The organism is Dysgonomonas termitidis (assembly GCF_054657735.1).
Genome location: NZ_BAAHYD010000003.1, coordinates 1 through 24,459 on the forward strand (window position 1 = coordinate 1; position 24,459 = coordinate 24,459).

Genomic DNA, 24,459 nt, shown 5'->3' on the forward strand with positions numbered 1-24,459 from the left:
GATCCGTAATAGTTCGGGGAATTGCGTCCATAGATCCAGGTGCCAGCAGCCTCGGGCTTATCCATACAAAATAGACAGAGCCGTCCGGTCACATGACCGTCCGGCTCTACTTTATTCGTGTGGCAGACGGCGAACATCGCCGCCCTTGAGGGATTTATATTAATGTTGGCCCGTCGGCAGCCAGGCTCCGGGCAGCAACAGATGCAGGTCTTCCGTTTTGGTATCAGGTAACCGGTTCAGGACATCCGTAAGCCAGGCTTCGGGATTCACGCCATGCAGCCTGCATGTACCCAGCAGGGAGTAAATGATAGCGGCATGGTAAGCAGCCTGATGGCTGCCGCAGAACATATAGTTTTTCCTGCCTACGGCCAGGCCTCTAAGGCCATTCTCGGCACCGATATTGGATATCTGATATCTTCCGTCGATGACATAGCGCACCAGGCGGGGATAAATATTGTAGGTATAAGCGATTGCCTTTCCAATGAGGGACTGCGGCAATACCTTCGGATACTCATCCAGCAGCCAGCGCTCGAAAGCCTTGAGGATGGGATAGGCTTTGGCCTTACGCTCCACAGCAATTTGATCGGGAACATGACAGGTTTCCCTGAACTGCCTCTCCAACCGGTAAAGCAACTGTATTTGATCCATGGCAAAGGATGACCGGGCGGGGTCATTTTTGAGGGCTTGCTCAAATCGTCTGCGGGCATGGTCCCAGCAGCCCAGCAACAAGACATCCTTCTTGTTCTCATATATCCCGTAGGCGGCGTATGCGTCGCTTTGGACGGCTCCCTTAAAGTTTTTCAGCAGTTCTATCACCACTTTCTGCCCTCTCGAGCCGTGGTCGTAATGGAAGAAAAGCTTCCGCTCTTCCGGCGCCTTGACGATCCAGTGGTAGCCTTTACGGGTTGCACCGGGCTTGTCCCTGTCCACTACCGGTATGAAGGTTTCATCCATCTGGATGTAATCCGATGCCAGCACCTGTTTCCTGAGTTCGAGGTATAAGAGTTCCAGCAGGCAGGCTGAACCGGCATTCCAGCCGTTAACGGTAGAAGCGGCCAGTTTTATGCCTTGCCGGCTGAAGATGTCGATCTGACGGTAATAGGGAAGGTGATCCTGGTATTTGCTTACCTGCAGGTGTGCCAGCAGCGACGCTCCTGCGTTACTCTTTGGCAGCGGCAGGGACGGAAGTTCCGCTATAACCACGCCCTGATGGCCGGCCAAGGCATATTTCTTGCGGATAATCCTGCGCACATACAATGTTCCCGGTGTATATTCCAGTATCTCTGTCACTTCCTGACCGATGCAGGTACTTCCTGCGGGTATCGGATCGGGTTCTATGATTTCTTCTTTACGTTCCAATCCGGCTGGCAGTTCCTGGCGTACCGGTTTAGAGGAATTTTCCTTTCTGGCCTCACGTTCGTAAGTAATGGTTTGACGCAACTCTTCAACCAGCGCCTTTTCTTCTTCCGGCAGGCTGTCAACACCCTCGAAGGCCAGGCTCAGCTGGTTGGGATCTTCCTTTACATAGCGTTCAGACGAACGTCCGAACATGGCCCGGCGAAGATAAAGGAGTTCGTCGGTAAGTTTGCTTAGTTTGGATTCCAGGGAAATGTTCCTCGACTCCAACTCCTGTATAACAAGCTTGGATTCGGCTAATAATTCTTCCAGTTCCCGTATCTTTTCCATGTATGAAAGATACACATTTTTTACCGGATATACAAGCGTTAATCCTTTTATTTATAAGGTTTCGACGGGTTTTTCGTATCTTTTTTTGTACACTACTTTTTCCAGGCTGATACCGTCGGTCATCATCACCAGTTCAACCCACTTTAAGCGGTAACAACCTGTCTTTTCATCATAATGAGGGCGGCTGAACTGTCCTTTCTCCAGCCTCTTGTGATAGATAACGTAACCCCCGCTTTCCCAATGTAGCAATTTCAGCGTTCGCCGGCTGCGACTAAGAAAGATAAAAACTTCGCCGCTGGCCGGGTCATGCCGCATAACAGAGGCGACGATTCCCGACAGCGTGTCAAAGCCTTTGCGCATGTCGCAGGCACTCGAATATAAGTAATACTTATCCGTTTCTCCCAGGCTGAACATCAGACTTTGAGTTTTAGCAGTTCGGCCAGCTGGCCCATTCCGATGCCCGGCTCAGCCGGAAGGGCCAGTACCACCCCGTTCGGGTAGCGCACCTCTATACCCCGGACAACTTCGCCGGAGGGCGTATCTACTATCCTGACAGGGACCAGGCGGCAGGGCTCCGGTTCTGCTGCCGGCTCCGACGGTGCTCCCTCTGCGTGAATGGCGTCGTAGCGGTGCTTCCACTTATAGAATGTGTGCTTGGACATGCCCAAGCCTCTATACCACGCTTCGGCTCCCCGTCTACTTGTATAAAAACTTTCTATCAAGGCAAAGCCTTCGGCTTCGCTCAACGCCACTCCTCGCACATAATCGTTCGTTTCCATAGGTTTTTTCCTCAAAGGTAAGAACTCGCGTACGGCTTTGCAAGACGCGGTTACCCGAACTATTACTTTGTACACTACTTTTTCCAGGCTGATGCCGTCGGTCATCATCACCAGTTCAACCCATTTTAAGCGGTAACAACCTGTCTTTTCATCATAATGGGGGCGGCTGAACTGTCCTTTCTCCAGCCGCTTGTGATAGATAACATATCCACCTCTTTCCCAATGTAGCAACTTCAGCGTTCGCCGGCTGCGGCTAAGAAAGATAAAAACTTCGCCGCTGGCCGGGTCATGCCGCATAACAGAGGCGACGATTCCCGACAGCGTGTCAAAGCCTTTGCGCATGTCGCAGGCACTCGAATATAAGTAATACTTATCCGTTTCTCCCAGGCTGAACATCAGACTTTAAGTTTTAGCAGTTCGGCCAGCTGGCCTATTCCGATGCCCGGCTCAGCCGGAAGGGCCAGTACCACCCCGTTCGGGTAGCGCACCTCTATACCCCGGACAACTTCGCCGGAGGGCGCATCTACTATCCTGACAGGGACCAGGCGGCAGGGCTCCGGTTCTGCTGCCGGCTCCGACGGTGCTCCCTCTGCGTGAATGGCGTCGTAGCGGTGCTTCCACTTATAGAATGTGTGCTTGGACATGCCCAAGCCTCTATACCACGCTTCGGCTCCCCGTCTACTTGTATAAAAACTTTCTATCAAGGCAAAGCCTTCGGCTTCGCTCAACGCCACTCCTCGCACATAATCGTTCGTTTCCATAGGTTTTTTCCTCAAAGGTAAGAACTCGCGTACGGCTTTGCAAGACGCGGTTACCCGAACTATTAGCTTTAACCGTATGCCTGTCCTCAATAATTTCCAGCAGGTCCAGCTGTTGCTGGTTATCCATGGCGGCCAGTCCGAAGTCATCGAGAATGAGCAGTTCGGTTTTCGCCAGTTTTTCAAAGAAACGGATTACGCTGCCATCGAGCCTTGCGTATTTAATTTTGACCATTAGCTTTTGGGTATTATGATAGGCCACCGAGAAGCCCAACCTGCAAGCCTGGGTTCCCAGGGAGGAGGCCAGGAAACTTTTTCCGCATCCGGTTTGTCCTGTAATCAGGACAGAGTCTCCATTGCGGATAAAATTACCGGAGGCAAGGTTCATCACAGCGGATTGTTCCAACCCCCTTGCCCGGTCAAAGCTCAGTTCCTCTATTGAAGCCCTGTAACGGAAGGTGGCGTTCTTTAGTAAACGGGCGTACCGCTTTTCCTCTCGATAGTCCTGCTCAGCCTGCAACAGTAGCTTTAGCCCGTCGGTAAAGCTAAGCTCATGTACCCTGCGGGTCTCCTCCAGGGCTTTCAGGCAGGATGTCATGCCCGGTAATTTTAAACTCTCCAAATCAGTTTTAATCTTTTCCATTTTTACTTTTGTTTTAATGATACATTGATATTAGTAGTAATAGTTCTTTCCTCTTATATTCAGATGCCGTGGAAGCCCTTTAAACTCCAGCTCATGCTGTATATAGGTCTTATTGTCTATGATCCTGATAAGCGATTTGCAGGACAGCATATTGTTATCCAGGGCAAACCGGCATGCCTTATCAAAGATGACGGGGTCTGTCTTGCGCTGGAGACTCAGTAACCCGTCACAGCGCCTGTAAATCATCTCCGGAACCAGGTTCTGTTCAAAGTTCTTCTCTACCAGTAAGCCCAGCATATGGGAACGCTCCCTGGCCTTGGCTATGTAATAATCGGGAGAACGGTCTTTATAGTGGCGGTGGGTAGAACAAAGGTGCTCCCTGAGCGTGGTATAGCCATAACCGGCAGCCCGGCGGTGGGTAGCCACACATGTTCCTTCGCAAAATATCTGCACAAGGGTTCGGGTATAAATCACCTGAACCTTTTTTCCTATATGGCAATAGGGGACAGAGTAATAATGCTTGTCCCTTCCCAGGTAAATACAGTTGTTATTGGCCACCCGCAGCTGGGCATAGTATTTAACTTCAAAATCTGTTGGAGGTAAAGCCGTCAGTTTGTTTTTTTCTTCGGCAAGGAATTTCTCCTGCCGTGTATATGGCTTTTGCTGCATCCTGGTCTGGTTGTGCTCCATCGTTTTTTCAAGCAGGGCCCGGTTCAGTTCCGCCAGGGAGAAGAATGTAGTATCACGCAATTTTGCATAGACACGGCGGTAAATGATTTTTACCTGGTTCTCGACTGCCGCCTTGTCCCGGGGATGCCGTGAGCGGGCCGGAATAACTACAAACCCGTAATGATTGGCAAAGTCTTCCATCAGACGGTTCAGGTCCGGTTCATAGCGGTCACTCTTTATGACGGCCGCTTTCAGATTGTCGGGAGTCAGTATCTTGGCTGACCCTCCCAGGTGCCGCAGGGCTGATGAGAGAGCATACAGGAAGTCATCTGTAGTTTGTGAGGATACAGCCATCGTAAAGGTATAATCCGAGTAAGGCAGGCAAGCCACGAAGATATGCGCTTTCAGAACTTCTCCTGTTTCCCGGTCAATGTATGACATCGTATCTCCGGCAAAGTCCACATACAGCTTCTCGGCTGCCTGGTGATCAAGTATGGCCACAGGGTGCCGGGCCACTTTCAGTTGCTTCAGGTGGTAGCAGAACTGCGGATAGGAATAGCCATCCGGATGGTTAAGCTTATACTCGTCCCACAACAGTTTACGGGTGATATGGGCGCGACCGAGTTCCTTCTCAAAATATGGAATCTGCTCCCGGAAAACGGTGAACTTATCCTGTGTATAGGCTGCTGTGCCTGCCATAAATTTTGCTTCCAAGACCGGATCTTCTAACTCCAGCAGTTGGTCAATGTCGTACCCGTGAAGCTTTAACTTGTCGATGTACGAGTTAACGGTGGCTTTATAAAGGCCCAGTTCCCTGCCTATCCCACGATTGGAGACACCTTGTTGGTGTAATCTCAATAATTGTTTTATTTTGCTCATACGCGTTGGTTTTCCTGCCATAGTATCAGTGATTATGTTTTTTACATAATATAAAACTATGGTAAAGTCTCTCCTAATGGGTGGGTATAGTGGTTCTTCGTCAAATTTGATGCAGTCTTTTATCCGGTTTTAGATAGCACCACCTTGCGCCTTAACAGTTCAAATCCGGCCCGTCCGTACATTTCCCTTTTCTTATTTTTGAGTCTGTTCACATTTCCTTCCACCAAGCCATTGGTCCATGGATAACGTATAGCATTACAAATTGCATCCCTGTCCCGGATTATTCCATTGACAAAAGAATTTATATTCTTGATATTGAACTGTTTTATTTCGGTTATCCAAGTATCTAGGGCATCTTCATTATCGCCATTAATAATCTTACGGAAAGACTGGCTAATATACCGTAATTCTTGCAGTAAGCTACTGGATGTAATAATTTCCTGAGCAAACTGGCTTTCACGGTTGCGTTTGCCTGTAGCTTCGCAGACTCCCCATTCGGGATTCGATACATATATAGCCAATTTACGCGCCGATATGGCTCCAAAGCGAATTTTCATTTCGATTTGCGGACTTATAGCCTGTTGTTTAACTTTATACTTGCCGGATTTATAGTCAGGAAAACAATAACGGAACCATTGGTAAAAAGGCGCAACCTTACCACGGAAACCTTTCCGGGAAATAGACCGGAATATATCCTTGACAGTTAACCCTTTGCGGCACCCTCCTTTTATTTCATCCAGATAATCCTCATAATTATTCGTGAATGTTCTGAACCTGGGGTGTAATTCCTGTCTGGCTAAATAATACCGCACCATGTTCCGGTTGATATGTAGGGTCTTTGCAATCTGCCTTTGAGAGAATCCGGATTTACTTAAGCGATGGATCTGTTCGAACAGTTCCTGCCGGCGATGAAGAGATGGTGGCCGAATAAAATCGATATCGGTACCGGTATCCGGCATATCAGAGGGCACATTTATATTTTCCGGATGAATATCCGGCGTTCCCTTTTTATGTTCTTCAGTAAAGGTTTTCTTTATTTCCTGATAGCGCAGGAGTACTTCGTCATAAATAGTATCACTCAGATTTTTTACCAGATGGAACTTATCTGCGATCTGGGAACTTCCGGGCAAAGCATCAGTGATAGCCTTGGCATAACTGCTGGCCCTGTCTCTGGTAACATATTTGACTTGCGGATATCCTGACAGCCATTTAACGACATCGGCATAGTCTCTGGAAGCCAACAAATCGATGGGGTGTCCGGTTTTAGCGTTGACAAGGATAGTACCATAGCTCATGCCTTTACGGCTGGCCCAGTCATCTATTCCCACGACATCAACACCCTCTTGTATGGGAATATTTAACGGGCCGACAATACGCAAACAAGTCGAAGCGCTTACCGGCAAATGAATGGCATCGGTGATATAAGCTCCTTTCCGGGCTGAGATTTCAAGTAGTATTTTTTGAAGATAAACGGTTGTCGCTAACGTTCTTCTGGCGTAAGGCAATGCATAACCGGGATATTGCTCTGAAAATATTTTTTTCCTACATCGGGTATTTTTACAACTAAACCTGCGGACCTGTAATAGAATCCGGATACTATAACCTGATGCAGGCAAATCCATCAGTTTGCGGATATAACGGGAACGTACTGTCTTACTATGTCGCCCGCACGAGGGACAAGTGCCGTGTCCCTTAGTTGAATGAGCGTAAAGATACAACAGGTTTTCTTTAATAATGGACCTTTTTATTTTTACCTGCGCTGTTTCATATAACTTGCATATCCGGATATTACATCTATCCTTATTTGCTTTTTTATTCACTATCAAAATATTGATTATCAATACCTTGAAGTTACGAATTATTATTTGGATATACCAATATTTATACATCTATTTGCTTGATAATGAATAAATTAACTAATACACCCTCTGTCCTAAAATTATTGCATCAAATTTGACGAAGAACCGGCATACTCAAGATTATCCAGTCATCACCAAACTGCCTTATTACCTTGCCCCAAAATCGGGAAAAAATCTGGAGGAACTACTTCCCTGCCAGTGGAGAGTGTGCAGGCTAAGCCACGACAATTTGCCGGCAATCCCGGGAATGTCCCCGGACTTTCCTTAGACGTAAGCCTTTTATTAACGGTCGTACCACAAATGAAAACCTCTTTATCAACAGGTACGGTAATCCGATAACGCGCTATGGAATATATGAAATGGTTGATAGGTATGGCAAAATTGCTAGCCTTGTGTACCATCAATGACAGGAAAACGTGTCAGTCTGCAGCCTTTAAGGCATAGAAAATATTCTTATCAACTGAAAACAAACGAGTTGTGAGAATATTTTTCTTAGCAGGCAATGGTTTGAAAATGATTGAACCTCAACCTTTTACCTCATTTTGCATAGAATACAAAGAACGACTCTGAGTTGTAAAGATATAAAAATATCATTTGTGGAATCTATTCGTGAAGTTTATTTTTAGGATTATGTTAGGTTGAGTCGTGACTATTTTAGAAAAGAGAACTTTGGACAGACAAACATTGTTCTACCTCATTCTTTATAGATAATTATTTTCTTTTCAAGGCGTTCATAACGTCAGACTTTTTATAATATGATTTACCCTTGATTTTCTCATAAGGTAATAGTCCAAACTGCTTATACCTTTGCAGCGTTCTGGGAGTAATACCCAAGAGTAAACAGACGTCTTGATTATCCAGAAGTTCATCACCCTCCATAACGTCTTTTATACGGGATAATCTATCTAATTTGTTATCTATCGAATCAAATCTCTTGGTTAAAAGTTTTATGATTAATTCTATGTATTCTTTAAAGTCCTGTCCCATACTTTTTCTTTTATTTATAGTTGTATTAATGCAAAGATGGGTTTCTTAAAAAAAAATATTTCCCTAATTATTTTTAAATAGGGAAATATTTATCTTAAACATAAGAAAACTAGTGTTTTATATTTTCATTTTTTTAAATAAGTTCTCTTTTATCCTGTCAATATACATTTTTTTGGGTTTCCTGGTACACATATCACCGAACTTTTCGCTTATATTTCCCAGTTTAATTTGAAAAATAAACTCAAAACATGCGGCAATTTCTTCCAATTTACCTTTTCCGAAATTAATAGAGAGGTTTTGTGTCCCATAAATCAATTCAATCAATGCATTAAATGTGTCTGTCCACTTTAATAATTTAGGTATCTTTATTCTTAAATCAGAGTGTTCTGTTTTTAATCTATTTATTTCAATTTCTGTATCTATAATATATAATAGATAGTCACATTGACACTCATGTTGGGGATGTTGATTTTTATTAATCAGGATCGTGTACCTAATTCTTCGAAGAAGCCTGTAAACTTCCAGAAGATTATTTTCCGTTGTGCAATATTCAGTTAAATCCCTGACTAGTCTTTTGCTTAATTTTTCAATATTAGATTTATCATCGATTTTAAATACTAGAAGGCTGATTTTAATTATTTTCGCTTTCATAATGTGCTTCGTTTAAAAGGTAAAACAAAGCCTGACGGATATTTCTTTAAATATAGTTAAATTATCTTGGGATTGAATGTTTTTAATGCTTTTATAATTAGATGTATAAGATGCTTTTCCTTTATTATTCATCTTAATATAAAATTATAAACTGATTGAATATTAAATTTATTCAATTGTAAGGGGCATCGTGAAAAATTTCCTGAATAGTTAGATATCTCTAGTCTCCTATTGAAAATTTAGATTCTCTTTTGTATATCGTTTAATATAGTTTTAATCATGAAGGTCGATTTTATTTTGAGAAAAATAAATTGAAAAAGAGATTAGTATATAAAATTCAATTTGATTATAAAAGACAGTTGGAATTTAACCTGTTTTTCTTAGCTGGTATCGACAATAGCCAATATATTGGGGATAAAAGTTTTTTCCGAAATAATAACTTATGACAGGACACAATAAGTAAGTATGAAGTTCTCAAATCTTCTTTAATAATATACATAATGGACCAATAAATAAGCGTAATATCAGTAACGTATAAAATCTGAAATATTCTATTTTTGTGAAAATATTATTTATTCTGGCAGTATTTTATGATTGAACTTTCATATATTCTCTTATCGGGAGTTGTCTTTAATATGCCTGCCGCGACTAGATCAGAGATTTTTTTATGCGATCGTTTTAGCATTTTTGCGGTTTGATTAATACTAAATGTTTTTTCTAATTCCGATATTAGAGATTTAGGGAATTTCCGATCTATAATTCTTTCTATTATTTTTTCGATATCCGATTCTGTAGTAACAATGATAGTTTCCATAAGAACATTTTATTTAATTGTTTTGAATCCGGAGATATTTCCGGATTGTGACCCATATTTTGAATCTCTAAATTATTGATGTAATCGATGTGGATAAATTTATTGTTGAGTATTTAATGAAAATTAGCAGAATAGGGTGTTTTTGTGTAAAATACGTGAAAATGGTGGTTTCTTTTTATTAAGACAATATTTTTTTGAATGAAGATTTATGCCTAAATAATTAACTGTAAGATTTTTGAGATCTTTAAAGGATTCGAAAAAATAGAAAAAATAAAAAAAATAGTCAAACAACTTGCAGATAAAGAAAAATGCTTTACCTTTGCATCCGCTTACTGAGAGAGGCTAAGCCGTTAAAGGAGATTTAGAGCGAATATCCACAGATGGTCAGCAAGTAAATATTTTTAATTATAAATATGTTTTACGATTGTTGGACAACTGGTGAAAGCATAAAGGGCTAGATGATTGTTTTTTGGTATCTTATAGAGATGTGATTCAACTCTGCCTGGGACTATACACTTTATGCTAGAAATGGAAACTTATTTCCAAATATATAGCAAGAAGATCACTATTTATTATCTGTGTTCGTAAAAGTTCGAAGATTATAAAATATAACTCCATTGTTTACACCTATTTGTTGTATAAAAGTTTGACTTTTTGTCTAAACTGTATACAAGAATATGCTAACTGCATATATGCCCTTATTAGTATAGCGATCTTCAATTTTCTATAATATTCCTAAAATAAGATGTTAAATCGTTCCTAAAAATACGTTATTCAGAGGAACGATTATTTTTTGTTTATTGTAATAAGACAACTTCAAAATGAAAGAGACATTCAGAGTCTTATTTTTTATAAGAAAGAATCAATTAAAAGATAATGGACTAGGAACTATCATGATCCGTATCACAATCAACGGAAAACAAATTCAGTTTAGCAGCAAATTAGAGGTTGATCCAGGAGCTTGGTCTCAGAAAGAGAATAAAGCAATTCATGAACCTTTTTTATATATCAATGAACTCTTACAGGTAATAAGAGATAAGATAAAATGCTTTTACTTCAATTTGTTATTAAAACATGACTCAGTATCCCCGGCCAGGCTTAAACAGGCATATCTGGAAAATCCAGTGAGCGTTGCCCCCTCGTGCCAAATCTAAATTGACCCCTGAAAAAACTTTATGATTACCCCTAAATTATCCTGGTCGACGGGGTCATTTTTATTTTAGATTTACTTGTTTTTGTCTACCTTCATTTTTCTCACACTCTCACCGGTAAGTTCTATCTGATGCGCCGAGTGGACGATGCGGTCAAGAATGGCATCAGCGACTGTTGGTTCTCCTATTGCATCATACCAGTTGGCAACCGGTAATTGTGAGGTCACAATGATAGATTTGCGCTCATGACGATCTTCGATGATGTCAAGCAATATTGAACGTTCTTTAGCGTCAAGAGGAACAAGAAAGAGATCATCAAGTATAAGTAACTGACATCGTTCTATTTTCTTGAGTTCGGCCTCGAAGATCCCCTTTGTCTTTGCAACTTTTAGCGCTCCCATAAGTTTGGATGCATTGGCATAGTTAGTTCGTATTCCGTTCTTACACGCCTGATACCCAATGGCTGTTGCAATATAACTTTTGCCGGTTCCGGATGAACCGGTAATGAACAGATTCTTTCCTTGACGGATAAAGTCAAGCGACGAGAGCCGTTCTATATGGTTGCGGTCGAGACTTCGATTGATGGTATAGTCTATATTCTCAAGATAAGCCTTGTATCGAAAGCCGGCCCCTCGAATCAGGCGTTGTATGGAGGCATCCGAACGATAGTCCCATTCACGAGCCAATAGTAATGAGAGGAAGCCGTCAGCAGTCATAGACTCGGCAACGGTGGACTGCAGGCTTTCCTTAAAGGCGGCAGCCATACCATGCAGCTTCATACGGTTCATCAGATCCAGAGAAATGATATTTTGGTCTTTCTCCTGAGTAACGGGTGCGGTTTTATTATTTGTTTCCATTGTTGTTGTTAGTTTTTGTTGTTGATTTTGAGAAGTATTCACGTCCACGGATGTTCTTGTGGTGCGGAAGTGATAAGTTGGTGTCCGAGTCCTGATCAGCCTGTGGCAGAAAGTCTGCATCATCGCCCCGGTTCAGGATACCGATAACATCTTGATATCCGTAAACGCGCATCAATGAAGCACAGGCGCATGCCGCCACAAGCCTGTCCTGTCCGAAGGTCTTTTCCAAGGCTAGGATACCTCTGCATGAGCGGAAGGCCTGAGGCATATATTTCTTCTGCGATGCTACATCCTTGAGATAAAGCAAGACGATATTATCTATCTGAGTAGCTCGTTCAAAAACCTCGTCCAGATCCTTTTCGTAGCTACCATGCCTACCGGGAAGATTGTGTGCCTCCTTCCGAGTGTAGCCATAGGGAGTGTCATCACGCTGGTGGGTTGTTACCAGCCGCAGGCCATAGAAGATATCGAGAGTATCAGCATCGTAAACAATATCGACACGCTTGCCTACATATTCCTTTGGCACGCTGTAATGATGCTTCTTGAGAGTTACATAGCTATTACGCATCACGGTCACAGATTTGCGTTCCTTCATCTGATACCGCACAGAGGGTAAAGTTCGTAGATAGTCTTTTTCTACCTCTTCAAACAACTGCCTGCGAGACTGATTGCGTCCGGTAAGTTTTCTCTCGTTGAAACGACTTAGAGATTGGATAATGCAGGCATTGAGTGATTCCAAATCATGGAACATCAGACCTTCGAGATCGGTATAAACAGACTTGTACATCAGTTTTACAGCGTTCTCTACAAGGGCTTTGTCTTTTGGGTGCCTGACACGTGCCGGATATACACTACAACCATAATGCTCGGCAAAAGCGGCAAAGTCTTCGTTAATAACCGGCTCATTGCGATTGCTCCGAGTTACCGCCGACTTCAAATTGTCAGGGACGATTGCAAAGGGCACACCCTCATAGAAGTGTAGTGCATTCTCACATGCTTTTATAAGGTCTTCTTTCTTCTGCGACCAGACTGCCTCACAGTAGGTATAGTGGCTACAAGGAAGGATGGCTACAAAAACTTCAACGGATCTGACTTCGCCTGTTTGCTCATCAACAACCTCTAGACGGTCGCCCGCAAAATCAATATACAGCTGGTCTGCGGCGTAATGCTCAACGTGACCCACCGGACGTGATACAAGCCGATAACGTTGTATGTACGCGCCGAAACTTGCATGACGGAATCCACCCGGATGCTCTCGCCGGTACTCTTCATACAAAGATTTTACTGTCACTCCTTTGCGTGTAAGTCTTGCGGCATACTCAGGTAAGAGCGCCTCCAGTTCCAACTGACGCACTGAAGGGGTACGTTCCCTCTCACCGCTGCTTCCAAACATCTCCTCAAGGCGCTTCGCCGGCATGGACTGAAGCTGCTCCATTGGCATACCACTCTCTTGAAACAAACGCACATACTTGCGCACTGTGTTACGGGATAGCTCAAAGGTCGCGCTGATACCTTTTATACCCATCCCCATTGCATAGCAATGAAGAATGTTTGCTAATTTTGTTGTCATAGTAATTTTAGTTTTAACCCATCGACCAGGAGGGTAAATCTAAATTACATAAAAATCCCCTGTTGGTTTATATTCCGACAGGGGACATTTTTATTTTGGCGAAAAGGGTCAAACATATTTTGGTACATGGGGTCAATTTAGACTGGCACGAGGGGGCAACGCTCACTGGATTTTCCAATATCTAGGAAATGAAGATGAAATGCTGTTGAGTTATCAGTTTAAAGAACAAGTTAAGATTTTTCGGTCTAAAAATGGTAGGAATATATCAGCTGTCACGGCAGACTGCTATAAGCTTACACACAGGCGTATTAACGAATTCTTACTTAAAAAATATAAGAAGAAAGATATAATTATTCAGGATATTGATCTGGTATTTCTAGAGCATTTTTATACTTATCTGAGAAAAGAATATAACTGTAGTAATAATACATCAATCAAGTATATGAAACGATTTGCAGCTATTTTGAATTTTGCAGAGAAAATTGGACTATTAAAGATTAACCCATTTAAACTTTTTCGGTTTCATATAGAGAAGAAGTATCCCCTTTACCTCACCGAAGATGAGGTGAATTTAATTACTCATAAAATCTTTCTGACAGATCGGTTAAATAGGATTAGGGATGTTTTTGTGTTTTGTTGCTGGACAGGTCTATCCTACAGAGATGTTTGTAACTTAAAAATTTCTGATATTCAATTCCGCAATAAACAATATTGGCTCATTATCGTCAGGCAAAAAACCAATAACATATCACAAATACCATTATTAGATGTTCCTTTGAAAATATTAGAAAAGTACCATCCGGACTTCCATGAATATCCTTGTGAGAAGCCTTTATTTTCAATATCAAGCAATCAGAGGACCAATGAGTACCTGAAAGAAATCACAAATCTCTGCGGTATTCGGAAGAACATCAGCTTTCACGTAGCAAGACACACATTTGCCACACTGGCACTTAACAAAGGCGTATCATTGGAATCTGTAAGTAAAATCCTTGGGCATACAAATATCAGAACCACGATGATTTATGCGAATGTTACTAATCAAAAGATTGAATCGGAAATGAAGAAAATGAGGAATTGAGTAATTGAGTAATAATAACATTTAAATGCTATTATAAAAGCCTCTATTGTATATGTTGAAATGATATAATCCAAATAACAAAATAGACAAGACTTTTGAAGCCCTGTCTATTTTATTTAGAGTTATCAGTAAAATTAATATTACATCCTTCTACCTTTTTTTCTAGAGGGAGGATCGACTTGAATTTTGCGCCTTTGCTCTTTTTCAGGCATTGTTACAAATACTTTATTCTCGTCTTGTATCATCTTCGAAAGCCGATCCTCTATATCATCCCATGAATATGATTTCTCTGTTAGGTGAATTGGCTCATCAAATTTTATATCTTCGTAATAAGTCAATCCTTTTAATGCCCTAATAGAATTTGTTTGAGAATATTTTAATTCAAAAGCTTCCAGCATATCACCTAAAGACATTTTTGTAGACAGGTAGGCTATGTCAACGAAATCTTTCAAACGTGTTCCATTATCCGCAATAGCCAGTAGTTTCATTGCGGCAATATCTTCAATATCATAGAAGCGTATACCATCTTCGACAAAACGTGAACTAACATCCCTATAATCATGTCGAAGAAAGTCTAATTTAACACCATCTACCTCACCTTTTAATGTGTAATCTTCCATATAGCTTCCTTTGAAACCATAGTTATTTTGAAGATATTTTTCTAATTTAGAAGAATCAAATCCAGCTGTTGTAAATAAATCTAAATCTATACTTATTCGATGCCCCATTATCAACGCTAAAGCGGTACCTCCAGCTAAACAGAAATCACTAAAAGTAACATCGGACATGATATTTTTTAGGAGTTCAAGAGTTTCATCCTTGACTGTTTTCGTATATAACATTTTAGTTCCTCCTTCTTTAATTTAAATATGGAACAAACAAAAGCAATTTCTTTGTCAGAAAGAATTTTTACTTCGTTTTTTATTATATCCCTTACACCATCTATACCTCCATAAAGATTAAATATGGCATAAAAGTCATTATTCCATCCGCGTTCAATGACCCTTTGAACTACAGTGTCCCGCATATACTGCCAGTCAAAATTCTCAAGGTCATACTCCCATAAAAGGCTTGAATTGATCCTAGGTTCTTCTTTTAATTTTTCTTTCCAATCTGACCACATAACCATGTAATTACTTCTTATACAAAGATAAAGAATAACGCCGAGAAATTCTATTATTAAAAGTCAAACTTAATCATTAATCTTATTTAATTTAATAATCTGAAGCTTTTAAGGTTGTTATGCTGAATGTTTTTTATGTCCATATATTTTTATTAATTTATTTCTGTTTTCTATTTATTGTTTAGCACATCTTCGATTACCTCTTGAAGAGGCAAAGAAATGCCTTCTGGTGCAGAAGCCTCAATACATGTGCTCCTTATACTCTGTTTAAAAGCATAAACTGTTTCAATAATATTTTCTCCAATATGAAATTGATGATTTGTTCGTTTCACTTCCTGGATCTCTTTTCTTGGATCTAGAATATAATCCTTTGTTTGAAGAAGTTTGAGTATTTGTCTTGTCCTGAAAATGGTTGACAATAAAAAGTGTAAACCAATGGACGGACAAAAGAAGAAACGAGGGGTTACGATTCCCCGGTTATTAAGACAAGCGATCATTCAGGATTATCTGAGTGGTAGGAAAAGCTCCTATATGTTAAGTATAGAGTATGGTGTCGATCAAAAGAACATAAATAAGATGGTTCACCGTTATCAACAGAAAAATGGCACTATCTTAGCAGAAAGTATTACAACACCGATTATGGGTCGTAAAAAGAAACAGCAGGAAGATTTATCCCTTAAGTTAGAAAATGAAGAATTGAGACGTCAATTGAAGCTGGCACAACTCAAGCTTGAAGGTTATCAGATCATGGGTGATATTCTACAAGAGGAGTATGGTGTTGACTTGTTAAAAAAGTCCGAAGCCAAACAGTCTTCCGACTTAAAGAACGATACGCAGAAGTAGGCTTGGATACTTTATGCGGATTGTTTGGCTATACAAGGCAGGCATATAACAAGCAATTGAATAAAAACGCGCGGAAGGCTCTGGATGAAGGTTTTATTATCAGTCAGGTAAGATTAATCCGCAAGGATATGCCTCGTTTGGGTTGTAAGAAAATCCATTACCTGTTGAAAGAAAAAGGAATAGATATAGGCAGAGATATTTTATATGATATTCTTCGAAATAACAGGATGCTGATCAAAAGAAAGAAAAAGTATGCTGTAACTACCAACTCTAAACATTGGATGAAGAAATATCCAAACCTGATCAGAGGCTTTAGTTTTAGTGGCCCTAACCAATTATGGGTAAGTGACATTACTTATATACCTATTAACAATAGCTTTGTTTATCTTTCACTGATAACAGATGTTTATTCTCATCTGATTGTAGGCTACAGGTTATCACTGACTTTAGAGCGTGACGGGGCTGTAGGAGCCCTGAAAATGGCACTGGAGCATATTCCATGTGAAGATCGAATCGGGCTAATCCATCACTCAGATAGAGGAGTTCAGTATTGTAGCCATGAATATGTAAGATTATTGAAAGAAAACAGCATTCGAATCAGTATGACTGAAAACGGAGACCCTTATCAAAATGCAGTAGCAGAAAGGATAAATGGTATCTTAAAAGACGAATGGCTGGATCATGAGCATTACATATGCTTTGAAGATCTCAGCAATAGGATAGATGAAATTATATCTATTTACAACCATCATAGACCTCATTTGAGCTGCGATATGAAAACTCCGGTTCAGTCATATAACCTGACCGGACAAATAAAAAGACGCTGGAAGAAGAGAAACTATCAGACAAATAAAATATCTTTATCAACGAAGTTGTAAACTTATAGCAGGACTATTAAAATGGAATACAAACTAACTAATTATTATTCATAATCTGTAAACTATTTTCAGGACAAGATACGATGATGTCTATGACATTTTTTATTTCCATATCTATAAATACTATTACTCATTTCTTCTCTGATTTGATCCAAGCCTTTCTTTTTACCTTTTTGAATCCAATTGATAAGTTCATCCTCAAAGAAGAATAATTTTTCACCTTTCTTATAGCACGGTATCAATCCTTTTCTAGCTAAAGAGTAGATTGTCGATTTAGCTTCTTGAATAATCCGACATGCTTCATCTATTCCTATTGGCATCCGTTTTTCAATGTTGTGGGATTCCGTTTTGATAAGTAAGATTTTAAGCTGATCTACAGTCTTGATCAGATGAGCTATCGCTTCGTGATATATTAATAATGAAATGTTTCTCCTCTTTGGCGAATGTCCTTTCACAAAACAGTGAAGGTTTTCGATAGCAGGGGAGAATTCTATTAATTGAAATTTGATTATAAACAGCTGTATATTAATGCATAATCATTCAAATGTATTGATAAGGACAACTGAAGGATATCTGCAATGAACAAGATTCAGTAAGATAATTCTTATATTATTTATTTGTCTTTTTTGCTCTTACTTCCAATTTATTCTTTCTTCTTTGTACGCATGAACTTTTCAGTTTCCTAATTTGTACAATGCTACTTGAAGAGATCTAAATCGAACTATTGTTATTTTAATATTATGTATTGAAAATCTATTGTTGTATTCTTAATCATTAGAAAAAGAAAATGCTAAAGTCAATCTCTTTGATCTAAAGAAAAGATCACTTTTAGGTTTAGCTCTCATATAGGATAGGATAGATTTGAAATGCAAGGGAGGTAATTATATCCTTTAGACCTTAACTAAATAATATAATTTGATATTCTGGTAATAATTAGGTCTTAAATTTTGAAACTAATTTTATGAATAATAGAATATTGTTTGGGTTATTTTATATATTTTTGTTTAAACTAGTATCTATTGGGGGTTAATGATATAATATAGAATTAAGTAGTGTATTTTAATAAGAAATAAAGGTACTTAATGTTCACTCAGAATTGATAATAATGACCGATATACATTCTAAAGAAACAAGAAGTTATAACATGAGCCAGGTAAAAGCTAGAGATACAAAGCCTGAGCTTATTGTTAGGCGGTTTCTATTCTCGAATAAGTTAAGATATAGGTTATATGATAAGAAGTTACAAGGAAAACCTGATATAGTATTACGAAAATATAAAACAATTATCTTTATACATGGCTGTTTTTGGCATGGACACGAAAATTGTAAATATTCAGCACTACCCAAAACAAGGACTGAATTCTGGAGTGATAAAATAGAGAGTAATAAAAAGAGAGATAAGAAAAATATTGATCAATTAAAGAGCGATGATTGGAATGTTTTAATTGTTTATGAGTGTGAGCTGAGAAAAGGTAGACAAGAACATACATTGAATAACATTCTAAGCAACATACAAAACCAATTTTAAATTGATTTTATGGTATGAAAAATAATACGGAAAAGAAACAAAATCAGAAAAAGTTAAAGGCTATAGATTTCTTTTGTTCTGGTGGCGGCATGAGTTATGGAATGCAAGAAGCCGGAATTGAAATTCTCGCTGGAATTGATTCTGATGAGAACTGTAAAATGACTTATGAAGCTAACATAAATGGTGCAAAATTTATTCATGCAGATGTATTTGATTTGAAAGAAAAAGAGCTTGAAAAAAATTTGTCTCTGAGAAAAAATGATGATGAGCTTGTCCTGATAGGCTGTAGTCCTTGTCAGTTCTGGAGTATAATTAATACGGATAAAACAAAGTCTGCTAAATCGAAAAATCTTTTAGTCGAATTCTCTCGTTTCGTTAAATATTTTCGTCCTGGATATGTCGTTGTTGAAAATGTACCAGGTGTTTTGAGAAGAAAAGAAGAAAGCGGATTAAATGAGTTTATTGAATGGCTCAAAGATAACGGTTATGAAAACCCTCATTTTAAAGTTCATAATGTAAACGATTATGGTGTTCCGCAAAGCCGCAAAAGGTTTACTTTAATAGCAACCCGTATTTCTCAGGATGAAGTTAAACCCCAGGAGTTAGACGGAAGAAGAGTTGTTGTAAAGGATGTTTTGGGAATAGAAAACGGTTTTGCCAGAATAGAGCCTGGGCATAAGGATAATTCAGATTTTCTGCATACAGTTCCCAATATCAGTGACATCAATAAAAAGAGACTGAAAAAAGTAAAAAAGGATGGAGGTAACAGATTGGGATTCGCGAATGATCTGGAATTACAATTGAAGTGTTTTGAGGGGAAAAATGAATCTTTCAAGGATACCTTTGGGCGATTGTGGTGGAATAGGCCTGCACCAACTATTACAACCAAATTTTTCAGTATCTCTAACGGGAGATTTGTACATCCAGAAGAAGATAGAGCTTTATCTATAAGAGAGGGAGCTACATTGCAGTCGTTCCCGTTAACCTATAAATTCAAAGGGACAAGTGTTGCAAATATCGCTAGAATGATTGGTAATGCAGTACCTCCTAAATATGCAACGGCTATTGGTAAGGCAATAATAAATAATCATAAATGGAAGTAACTTTCTCAATATCACCGCGTATATTATCTCATCTCGGAGAAGATCTGATAAAAAATGAGAGCATTGCTTTATTTGAGCTGATAAAAAACTCTTATGATGCTTGTGCGGAACATTGTATTATTGATTTTAACTTTCAAAATGGGAAATTAAGATCACTTACTATAGAAGATGATGGATTCGGTATGAGTAGTGAGATTATCGAAACGGTGTGGCTTGTAGTAGGAACTGATAACAAAAAGAAAAAGCTTGAACCGAACCAATGTGGGAGAATACCCTTAGGTGAAAAGGGCATCGGAAGACTAAGTATTCATAAGTTAGGAAATAAAATAACATTGATTTCCAAAGCAGAAGGAAGTAATGAAGTTGAATTAAACATTGACTGGAATAAACTCTCGAAAGCTAAAGATATTAACGACTTTTCCATAGAATTAATTGAAAATGTAAGACCAAAAACATTTTTAAATTCAACAGGAACCAAAATAATTGTAGAAGATCTTAAAACTGATTGGGATAGACGTCAACTTCGAGAAGTTCATCGAAATATTACTTCTCTTAATAGCCCATTTTCTGATGGAAATGATACATTTCGTGTTTTAGCAAAAAGTAATACAAATATTTTTGAAGGGTTGCCTGATTTTGAAGATATAAAAAATAGTGCTCTTTATTTTGGCCATTGTAGGATGCGTGGCGGAGAAATAGTTGACTTTAAATATAACTTTAAACCATGGAGTTCGCTTGACAGAGTTGATTCGGGAAGAAAGGTTGTATTGAAAGACTTACTTGATGAAGATAAAATAATTAAAAAATGGAATTCAGAAACAAGGGAATTTGAAGATATTGATTTGGATGAGAGCAAAGTAGGTACTATCGAATTTGATATAATAATTTTTGATACTGATGCACAGATTTTCAGTTATGTAAACGCTGAAAAGACAGCATTAAAAACTTATTTACGAGAAAACGGAGGAGTAAGAGTTTATAGAGATGGTGTAAGAGTTTACAATTATGGAGAAAGAGATAATGATTGGCTGGGTATTGATTTGAAAAGAGTCCATAGAGTTGGTGGAAATGTTAGTAATAATATAGTCATTGGTTCTGTGAAAATAAGAAGGGACTCCAGTACCGGACTTGTTGAAAAAACAAACAGAGAGGGGTTTATAGAAAATGAACATTATTTTGATTTTGTTGAAGCAGTAAACTATGCTCTCTCATTAATTGTTCGAGAAAGAAATACAGATAAAGCTTTACTCACAACCTTATATAAAAAGCATCGTTCTGTAGAGCCTGTATTATCTGACTTAAATGAAGTAATGACACTTATTGAAGCTAAAGTAGATAATAAAGAGGTTAAAGATGAAATCTTAAAATATTTGTACAGAGTCAATGATCAATACAAAGAAGTTAAGGAAGTACTCATAAAAAGTGCAAATGCCGGACTTAATTTGGGAATTGTAATACACGAACTAGATAAATTAATTGCTGAACTTACAGGCTGTATTGAACGAAATGATAAAGATAAAGCAATCCGAATATCTCTGTCTCTAGAGAAAATTATAAGAGGGTACTCTGCAATGCTGAAGAAATCAGATATTCGACTACATTCTTTAAGTGAAATTGTTTCAGTTGCTTTAGATAACTATGAGTTCCGATTTTTAGACCATTCGATTAAAATTATCTCAAATTGGAAGTCATCAAATTTAAACGCCTATTTGGCTAAGGCCGAATCAATATCAGTAGTTACTAATTTATTAGACAATGCAATTTTTTGGTTGAGTTACGCCAGGAAATCGGATAGGTATATTTCTGTGTACATTACTGATCAAATTAAAGGATATAATTCAATTATCGTTTCAGATAATGGTCCAGGATTTAATTTACCATTAGATGTTGCTGTAGAACCCTTCCAAACAGGAAAGCCTCATAATATTGGTTCCGGATTAGGACTTCACGTAGCTAAAGAAATGATGATCGCAATGAAAGGTAAATTATTATTAATATCAGATGAAAATGAGATTGATTTTCCAAAACCTATTAAGGATAATAAGGCTAATAAAGCAATTGTTTCTCTCTGCTTTCCAAAAGAAAAAAAATAAAGATATAAGAAAGAGTATGCTGCAAGAATTTATTACGAGTGCATTAGTTATTGATGATGATTTCGAAGAAGTTAAAGATCTGATCTCTTATTTAGAAGATGAAAAAGATATTTGGGCAAGGTATTTTTCTCCTTCCGATATAGAATCAAAAACAACTTCCTTTAATAACAGAAAAATTATTTTTCTTGATTTGTATCTGGATGACTCTAGAAGCAGCACAGACAATATTGCTGTAATTAGGAAATATTTTAAATCAATAATAGGTGAGAATTTTGGCACATATGGAATTGTTTTGTGGACAAAGCACACCAATCATTTTGAAGATTTTTGTGACAAAATTTTTCAAAAAAATAATCCCTTTACACTTCCTTTGTTTGTTATTCCTTTAGATAAAACAAAATATAAACGGCAAGGAGATTATCAGGGAGTTCTAGAGGAATTAGAGGGGAAATTGGAGAAAGATGTTGCGTCCTCATTTTTTGTTGAATGGAATAAGGCTGTAAAAATAGGCTCTGATAACACTATAACAACCTTATATAATTTGTTTGATACTAACGATAAAAAAAATAAACATTTAGAAGCGGTTTTATATTCTTTAGCATTGAATTTTACTGGAATACCAAAAAACAACATAGAGAACTATGATTTACAGAAGGATCTGGTAAAATCTTTGATGGATACATTGCAATTTAAAATAACGAGTTCTTATATTGGGGTTAAAGAGTTGTTTACACAACAGAATAAACTCAACTTTAATGAAACAACTGATGAAAAATCGAAAGTGTTTTCGAAGTTAAATTCACTTCTGCTACTAGATTTACAAAACTTGTCACAGAACTCTCCAATTCCAGGTAATGTGTATGAGATAACTGATGATAATTCACCACTTTATATAAAAGATCTGATCTATAAAAAGAATAATGAAGATATAGATACCCATACAGATTTTAAAGATTTGAAAAAGCGAAGGATATGTATAGAAATAACACCTCCTTGCGATTTTGCCCAAAACAAAAAACAGTCTCTTTCAAGAATTGTTGGAGGGTTACAAATGGATTTTAATAAAGAAATTTTGAAAGGAAATAATAGTCCATTTAAAACGGATAATTTTTACACTTTCTTATACCCCGTTAATATTGAGGGGTTTGAAAAGCCTCAGATGATAATCTTTGATTTTTATAGATTTCAGACAATTAACGAAAATGATTTAAAAAATAAAGATAAATTCAAAATAATTATGAAAACTAAAGATAAACTTTTTGCTGATATTCTTCAAAAGTTATCTTCACACACAGCCAGATTAGGCATAGCCGTTTTATATCCATAAAGATTATTTATATGGCAAAAAATTTTTACTCGATATTGAAAGATCTCCAGTCGACTCTTGCCGATGAGAGTATGGAGGAGTTATGTTCTATCATTAAAAATATAATATTCGACAAAAACAAGATTGCAGATCTTGCTAATACTCTAGCTCAGAGCGGAGATAAATTAAATTTTCCTAATCTCAATACCGCTGATATTCCGTCAACAGGAGGGCCTTCATCATTGTCGACTATAATTAGTCCTTTAATTCTTAAAGAGTATTTTGCTGTACCTAAATTAGGAATAATTGGAAGGCCTGCTGGAGGTATTGATGTTTTGGCTCAAATTCAAGGATATAATTTAAAGCTTTCTAAAGAGGAAATATATGAGATAATTGACAAAACACAATATTGTCATTTTATCTCTAATAATCACTTTGCTCCTTTAGACAGTAAACTTTTTAAATATAGGAGTGAAAATAATTTTAAGAATGTTCCCGGATTAGTAATAGCAAGCTTATTATCTAAAAAAGTAGCTGTTGACATCAAGAATGTATGTTTAGATATTCGATATTCCCATTTTGGTAATTTTGGCAGTTCTTTGGAGGAAGCCAGAAAGCTCTCCGATAATTTTAAGTTAGTAAGTAGTTTACTGGGAATAAACAGTACATTTTATTTTTCAGATAATACAAGATTGCTTCAGCCATATATAGGGAGAGGTGAATCTCTTCTGGCGATCCATGAATACTTCTTGGATACTAAGAATAATTGGCTAAATCATCACATTGAACATGATTGTAGAGAAATGGTTAGTACTCTTACAAATCATAAGATAGAATCACCTGAGTTAAAAAGTATAATTATAAAAAATTTTACGGAAAATATAGAATGTCAAGGAGGTAGTATTGATTCTTTTGAAAATGTTGTACAAAAGACGAGAGACTCACATATATATGAGTTCTCAGCTAACAAGTCAGGTATTCTTAGCATTGATATGATGAAAATGAGGGATACAATTGTTAAAATTCAAAACAAATATAGCGACAAAGATCATGAATTTCCAGACCCTTGTGGATTAATTTTTTTCAAAAATCAGAATGAACATATTTCAAAAAATGAAGCTGTATTGACATTCAGAGTTGTTGAGAATGATTTGGAATATTTTAAAAACGAATTAAATAAATTTATTATAATAGACTAGGA

24 protein-coding genes are annotated in these 24,459 nt (G+C 38.0%); 9 read left to right on the forward strand and 15 right to left on the reverse strand.

All coding sequences use genetic code 11. The annotated features are described in order from the left end of the window. Window positions 1–159: 159 nt before the first annotated feature. From tnpC to ACYQ3L_RS21125, 10 genes are all read right to left on the reverse strand, one after another. A complete protein-coding gene (gene tnpC, locus ACYQ3L_RS21080) occupies window positions 160–1,686 on the reverse strand; it encodes an IS66 family transposase (RefSeq protein WP_459952232.1) in 1,527 nt (508 codons plus the stop codon). 51 nt (window positions 1,687–1,737) lie between these two features. After that, entirely contained in the window at window positions 1,738–2,100 is a 363-nt protein-coding gene (gene tnpB / locus ACYQ3L_RS21085) for an IS66 family insertion sequence element accessory protein TnpB (protein WP_459952231.1), read from the reverse strand. Further along, window positions 2,100–2,861 (reverse strand): IS66 family insertion sequence element accessory protein TnpB, encoded by a 762-nt coding sequence (gene tnpB, locus ACYQ3L_RS21090; protein WP_459952476.1) that lies wholly within the window; start codon window positions 2,859–2,861, stop codon window positions 2,100–2,102. The genes tnpB (ACYQ3L_RS21085) and tnpB (ACYQ3L_RS21090) overlap by 1 nt, the downstream gene beginning before the upstream one ends. Next, window positions 2,861–3,226: an IS66 family insertion sequence element accessory protein TnpA gene (tnpA, locus tag ACYQ3L_RS21095; RefSeq protein ID WP_459952477.1), complete on the reverse strand. Its 366-nt coding sequence runs from the start codon at window positions 3,224–3,226 to the stop codon at window positions 2,861–2,863. The genes tnpB (ACYQ3L_RS21090) and tnpA overlap by 1 nt, the downstream gene beginning before the upstream one ends. Further along, complete coding sequence (locus ACYQ3L_RS21100; protein WP_380001122.1) at window positions 3,144–3,866, reverse strand: ATP-binding protein; 723 nt, start codon at window positions 3,864–3,866, stop codon at window positions 3,144–3,146. The genes tnpA and ACYQ3L_RS21100 overlap by 83 nt, the downstream gene beginning before the upstream one ends. A 30-nt stretch (window positions 3,867–3,896) precedes the next feature. After that, window positions 3,897–5,435 (reverse strand): IS21 family transposase, encoded by a 1,539-nt coding sequence (istA, locus tag ACYQ3L_RS21105; protein WP_380001124.1) that lies wholly within the window; start codon window positions 5,433–5,435, stop codon window positions 3,897–3,899. A 98-nt stretch (window positions 5,436–5,533) separates the two neighbouring features. Continuing rightward, complete coding sequence (locus tag ACYQ3L_RS21110; protein WP_459952478.1) at window positions 5,534–7,234, reverse strand: ISL3 family transposase; 1,701 nt, start codon at window positions 7,232–7,234, stop codon at window positions 5,534–5,536. A gap of 750 nt (window positions 7,235–7,984) precedes the next feature. Further along, window positions 7,985–8,260, reverse strand: a complete 276-nt coding sequence (locus ACYQ3L_RS21115; RefSeq protein WP_379999162.1) for a helix-turn-helix domain-containing protein — start codon at window positions 8,258–8,260, stop codon at window positions 7,985–7,987. A 117-nt stretch (window positions 8,261–8,377) separates the two neighbouring features. Beyond that, entirely contained in the window at window positions 8,378–8,911 is a 534-nt protein-coding gene (locus ACYQ3L_RS21120; protein WP_379999160.1) for an RteC domain-containing protein, read from the reverse strand. 568 nt (window positions 8,912–9,479) lie between these two features. Further along, the gene (locus tag ACYQ3L_RS21125) at window positions 9,480–9,725 is read right to left on the reverse strand and encodes a hypothetical protein (RefSeq protein WP_379999158.1); all 246 of its coding nucleotides are present in this window, start codon (window positions 9,723–9,725) and stop codon (window positions 9,480–9,482) included. An 821-nt stretch (window positions 9,726–10,546) separates the two neighbouring features. Between ACYQ3L_RS21125 and ACYQ3L_RS21130 the strand changes: the two genes are divergently transcribed. Next, on the forward strand, window positions 10,547–10,879 hold the full coding sequence (locus tag ACYQ3L_RS21130) for an Arm DNA-binding domain-containing protein (protein WP_379999156.1): 333 nt from the start codon (window positions 10,547–10,549) through the stop codon (window positions 10,877–10,879). 71 nt (window positions 10,880–10,950) lie between these two features. On the opposite strand, the gene istB is transcribed toward ACYQ3L_RS21130, so the two are convergent. Both istB and istA (ACYQ3L_RS21140) read right to left on the reverse strand, forming a co-directional pair. Then, window positions 10,951–11,733, reverse strand: coding sequence for an IS21-like element helper ATPase IstB (istB, locus tag ACYQ3L_RS21135; RefSeq protein WP_459952321.1), 783 nt, complete (start codon window positions 11,731–11,733; stop codon window positions 10,951–10,953). Further along, window positions 11,720–13,303 (reverse strand): IS21 family transposase, encoded by a 1,584-nt coding sequence (gene istA / locus ACYQ3L_RS21140; protein ID WP_380002093.1) that lies wholly within the window; start codon window positions 13,301–13,303, stop codon window positions 11,720–11,722. The genes istB and istA (ACYQ3L_RS21140) overlap by 14 nt, the downstream gene beginning before the upstream one ends. A 199-nt stretch (window positions 13,304–13,502) precedes the next feature. Here istA (ACYQ3L_RS21140) and ACYQ3L_RS21145 point away from each other — a divergent pair, with 199 nt between their 5' ends. Continuing rightward, window positions 13,503–14,384, forward strand: a complete 882-nt coding sequence (locus ACYQ3L_RS21145; RefSeq protein ID WP_459952479.1) for a site-specific integrase — start codon at window positions 13,503–13,505, stop codon at window positions 14,382–14,384. A gap of 140 nt (window positions 14,385–14,524) precedes the next feature. Here ACYQ3L_RS21145 and ACYQ3L_RS21150 read toward each other — a convergent pair whose 3' ends face one another. After that, the gene (locus tag ACYQ3L_RS21150) at window positions 14,525–15,172 is read right to left on the reverse strand and encodes a nucleotidyl transferase AbiEii/AbiGii toxin family protein (protein ID WP_379997591.1); all 648 of its coding nucleotides are present in this window, start codon (window positions 15,170–15,172) and stop codon (window positions 14,525–14,527) included. An 8-nt stretch (window positions 15,173–15,180) separates the two neighbouring features. Beyond that, entirely contained in the window at window positions 15,181–15,507 is a 327-nt protein-coding gene (locus ACYQ3L_RS21155) for a DUF6922 domain-containing protein (protein WP_379997589.1), read from the reverse strand. A 435-nt stretch (window positions 15,508–15,942) separates the two neighbouring features. Here ACYQ3L_RS21155 and ACYQ3L_RS21160 point away from each other — a divergent pair, with 435 nt between their 5' ends. Both ACYQ3L_RS21160 and ACYQ3L_RS21165 read left to right on the forward strand, forming a co-directional pair. After that, complete coding sequence (locus ACYQ3L_RS21160; protein ID WP_379997587.1) at window positions 15,943–16,350, forward strand: hypothetical protein; 408 nt, start codon at window positions 15,943–15,945, stop codon at window positions 16,348–16,350. A gap of 2 nt (window positions 16,351–16,352) precedes the next feature. Further along, window positions 16,353–17,228 (forward strand): IS3 family transposase, encoded by an 876-nt coding sequence (locus ACYQ3L_RS21165; RefSeq protein WP_379997585.1) that lies wholly within the window; start codon window positions 16,353–16,355, stop codon window positions 17,226–17,228. 68 nt (window positions 17,229–17,296) lie between these two features. Here ACYQ3L_RS21165 and ACYQ3L_RS21170 read toward each other — a convergent pair whose 3' ends face one another. Next, the gene (locus ACYQ3L_RS21170) at window positions 17,297–17,683 is read right to left on the reverse strand and encodes a helix-turn-helix domain-containing protein (protein WP_379997583.1); all 387 of its coding nucleotides are present in this window, start codon (window positions 17,681–17,683) and stop codon (window positions 17,297–17,299) included. Between the two features lie 650 nt (window positions 17,684–18,333). Here ACYQ3L_RS21170 and ACYQ3L_RS21175 point away from each other — a divergent pair. From ACYQ3L_RS21175 to ACYQ3L_RS21195, 5 genes are read left to right on the forward strand one after another with little or no spacing between them, the layout of a single operon-like run. Next, a complete protein-coding gene (locus tag ACYQ3L_RS21175) occupies window positions 18,334–18,756 on the forward strand; it encodes a very short patch repair endonuclease (protein WP_379997581.1) in 423 nt (140 codons plus the stop codon). A gap of 14 nt (window positions 18,757–18,770) precedes the next feature. Further along, window positions 18,771–19,859 (forward strand): DNA cytosine methyltransferase, encoded by a 1,089-nt coding sequence (locus tag ACYQ3L_RS21180; RefSeq protein WP_379997579.1) that lies wholly within the window; start codon window positions 18,771–18,773, stop codon window positions 19,857–19,859. Next, window positions 19,850–21,952 carry an ATP-binding protein gene (locus ACYQ3L_RS21185; protein WP_379997577.1) on the forward strand — a complete coding sequence of 701 codons (2,103 nt, stop codon included), beginning with the start codon at window positions 19,850–19,852 and terminating at the stop codon, window positions 21,950–21,952. Before ACYQ3L_RS21180 ends, ACYQ3L_RS21185 begins: the two co-directional genes overlap by 10 nt. 16 nt (window positions 21,953–21,968) lie before the next feature. Next, entirely contained in the window at window positions 21,969–23,279 is a 1,311-nt protein-coding gene (locus ACYQ3L_RS21190) for a hypothetical protein (protein ID WP_459952480.1), read from the forward strand. An 11-nt stretch (window positions 23,280–23,290) separates the two neighbouring features. Continuing rightward, window positions 23,291–24,457 (forward strand): hypothetical protein, encoded by a 1,167-nt coding sequence (locus tag ACYQ3L_RS21195; protein ID WP_379997575.1) that lies wholly within the window; start codon window positions 23,291–23,293, stop codon window positions 24,455–24,457. Window positions 24,458–24,459: the final 2 nt, after the last annotated feature.